This window comes from Escherichia sp. WS1368 (assembly GCF_046487485.1).
In the GTDB taxonomy this organism is placed as follows: Bacteria; Pseudomonadota; Gammaproteobacteria; order Enterobacterales; family Enterobacteriaceae; genus Escherichia; species Escherichia coli.
The window spans coordinates 1-2976 of record NZ_JBJQJI010000039.1 but is presented as its reverse complement, the minus strand read 5'-3'; the positions used below and the strand labels follow the sequence as shown (position 1 = coordinate 2976).

Below are 2976 nucleotides of genomic sequence, written 5' to 3'. Positions count from 1 at the left end.
TTATTATGGTGATCCCCTGGGCGAAATGCGCCTGGTAAGCAGAGTTTTTGAAATGTAAGGCCTTTGAATAAGACAAAAGGCTGCCTCATCGCTAACTTTGCAACAGTGCCCATCGAACTGGATCTCAACAGCGGTAAGATCCTTGAGAGTTTTCGCCCCGAAGAACGTTTTCCAATGATGAGCACTTTTAAAGTTCTGCTATGTGGTGCGGTATTATCCCGTGTTGACGCCGGGCAAGAGCAACTCGGTCGCCGCATACACTATTCTCAGAATGACTTGGTTGAGTACTCACCAGTCACAGAAAAGCATCTTACGGATGGCATGACAGTAAGAGAATTATGCAGTGCTGCCATAACCATGAGTGATAACACTGCTGCCAACTTACTTCTGACAACGATCGGAGGACCGAAGGAGCTAACCGCTTTTTTGCACAACATGGGGGATCATGTAACTCGCCTTGATCGTTGGGAACCGGAGCTGAATGAAGCCATACCAAACGACGAGCGTGACACCACGATGCCTGCAGCAATGGCAACAACGTTGCGCAAACTATTAACTGGCGAACTACTTACTCTAGCTTCCCGGCAACAATTAATAGACTGGATGGAGGCGGATAAAGTTGCAGGACCACTTCTGCGCTCGGCCCTTCCGGCTGGCTGGTTTATTGCTGATAAATCTGGAGCCGGTGAGCGTGGGTCTCGCGGTATCATTGCAGCACTGGGGCCAGATGGTAAGCCCTCCCGTATCGTAGTTATCTACACGACGGGGAGTCAGGCAACTATGGATGAACGAAATAGACAGATCGCTGAGATAGGTGCCTCACTGATTAAGCATTGGTAACTGTCAGACCAAGTTTACTCATACTGAAATAATTGGGGGGTGATTACCACCGTAAATTTTTCCCAGACGGTAAAAAGAATTACAGACTTTTATCAACTAAAAAAGTGGCCTGAATATCAGCACTACCGTCAATACCATTTCAGTAAATCAGGATAGGGAAAAATTGGCAAACCCAGTTCTTCACTTGCTCTGCGGGTTCTGTCACCCTGACGTCATACGGTAATCCCCCCCAATTCATTAATCGACAAGGTCATCCTGATGAAACAAATTACCATGAGCGATATGCAGCAACAGAGCGCAGCGGCTGTGCAATCGCCTCGGCTCCGCGCGCACCGTAATTTCCATCCAGAATTAAGCGATTCGGTCCAACGTCTGGCTATTGCCATGGAACCTGGGACCTACGTGCGCCCGCACCGACACCCTCACACCTTCGAGCTACTGTTGCCATTAAGGGGTCGTTTCGTGGTGCTGAATTTTGACGATCGGGGTACCGTCACCCATCGGGCGATATTGGGGGAAACCTGTACGGTGCTGGAGATGGCCGCAGGAACCTGGCATGCCGTGCTGTCGCTGGATACCGGTGGCATAATTTTTGAAGTAAAACACGGTGGCTATCAACCCGTGGCTGCCGATGACTATGCGCACTGGGCTCCAGCGGAAGGAGAACCAGGAACCACGGAGCTTATGGCCTGGTATGCGCAAGCGCAGGTGGGCGACAGCACTTTTGCCGTCTAAGGCGATAAACAAAAACGGAATGAGTTTCCCCATTCCGTTTCCGCTATTACAAACCGTCGGTGACGATTTTAGCCGCCGACGCTAATACATCGCGACGGCTTTCTGCCTTAGGTTGAGGCTGGGTGAAGTAAGTGACCAGAATCAGCGGCGCACGATCTTTTGGCCAGATCACCGCGATATCGTTGGTGGTGCCATAGCCACCGCTGCCGGTTTTATCCCCCACAACCCAGGAAGCAGGCAGTCCAGCCTGAATGCTCGCTGCACCGGTGGTATTGCCTTTCATCCATGTCACCAGCTGCGCCCGTTGGCTGTCGCCCAATGCTTTACCCAGCGTCAGATTCCGCAGAGTTTGCGCCATTGCCCGAGGTGAAGTGGTATCACGCGGATCGCCCGGAATGGCGGTGTTTAACGTCGGCTCGGTACGGTCGAGACGGAACGTTTCGTCTCCCAGCTGTCGGGCGAACGCGGTGACGCTAGCCGGGCCGCCAACGTGAGCAATCAGCTTATTCATCGCCACGTTATCGCTGTACTGTAGCGCGGCCGCGCTAAGCTCAGCCAGTGACATCGTCCCATTGACGTGCTTTTCCGCAATCGGATTATAGTTAACAAGGTCAGATTTTTTGATCTCAACTCGCTGATTTAACAGATTCGGTTCGCTTTCACTTTTCTTCAGCACCGCGGCCACGGCCATCACTTTACTGGTGCTGCACATCGCAAAGCGCTCATCAGCACGATAAAGTATTTGCGAATTATCTGCTGTGTTAATCAATGCCACACCCAGTCTGCCTCCCGACTGCCGCTCTAATTCGGCAAGTTTTTGCTGTACGTCCGCCGTTTGCGCATACAGCGGCACACTTCCTAACAACAGCGTGACGGTTGCCGTCGCCATCAGCGTGAACTGGCGCAGTGATTTTTTAACCATGGGATTCCTTATTCTGGAAGAGACGAAATAACAACAACATGAATAGTCAATATTTTACCTGAAGCGAGCCACAACGCGTCCGATTTTATGCTTCCGAAAGGCAAATACGGACGTCGCCAGAATGAAACCTAAATTCCACGTGTGTTTTTTATTAGCTTCAAAAATCACTATTTCACGAAGAATTTAGACTGCTTCTCACACATTGTAACATTATTTACAACCACCTTTCAATCATTTTTGATAAATCATTGATTTCATCTTTGCTGCAATGATACTTAATAAACTCTGCAAGTTATCCACAGAGCAACACTCAATTTTATTGATGATATTCTTATTATACCAGACATTTTTCATACACTCCCTTGTACGGGCACTGTTGCAAAGTTAGCGATGAGGCAGCCTTTTGTCTTATTCAAAGGCCTTACATTTCAAAAACTCTGCTTACCAGGCGCATTTCGCCCAGGGGATCACCATAATAA

Annotated in this window: 2 protein-coding genes and 1 pseudogene; 2 read left to right on the top strand and 1 reads right to left on the bottom strand. The window is 49.5% G+C overall.

Annotation, left to right across the window (positions count from 1 at the left end):
* Positions 1-111: 111 nt before the first annotated feature.
* Together bla and ACJHYD_RS24410 are read left to right on the top strand one after the other, a co-directional pair.
* Positions 112-840 (top strand): annotated as a pseudogene (bla, locus tag ACJHYD_RS24415) (class A beta-lactamase); the annotation flags it as partial.
* Between the two features lie 258 nt (positions 841-1098).
* Complete coding sequence (locus ACJHYD_RS24410) at positions 1099-1575, top strand: WbuC family cupin fold metalloprotein (RefSeq protein WP_013023839.1); 477 nt, start codon at positions 1099-1101, stop codon at positions 1573-1575.
* A 46-nt stretch (positions 1576-1621) separates the two neighbouring features.
* Here ACJHYD_RS24410 and ACJHYD_RS24405 read toward each other — a convergent pair whose 3' ends face one another.
* Positions 1622-2497, bottom strand: coding sequence for an extended-spectrum class A beta-lactamase CTX-M-55 (locus tag ACJHYD_RS24405; RefSeq protein ID WP_015387340.1), 876 nt, complete (start codon positions 2495-2497; stop codon positions 1622-1624).
* Between the last annotated feature and the right edge of the window lie 479 nt (positions 2498-2976).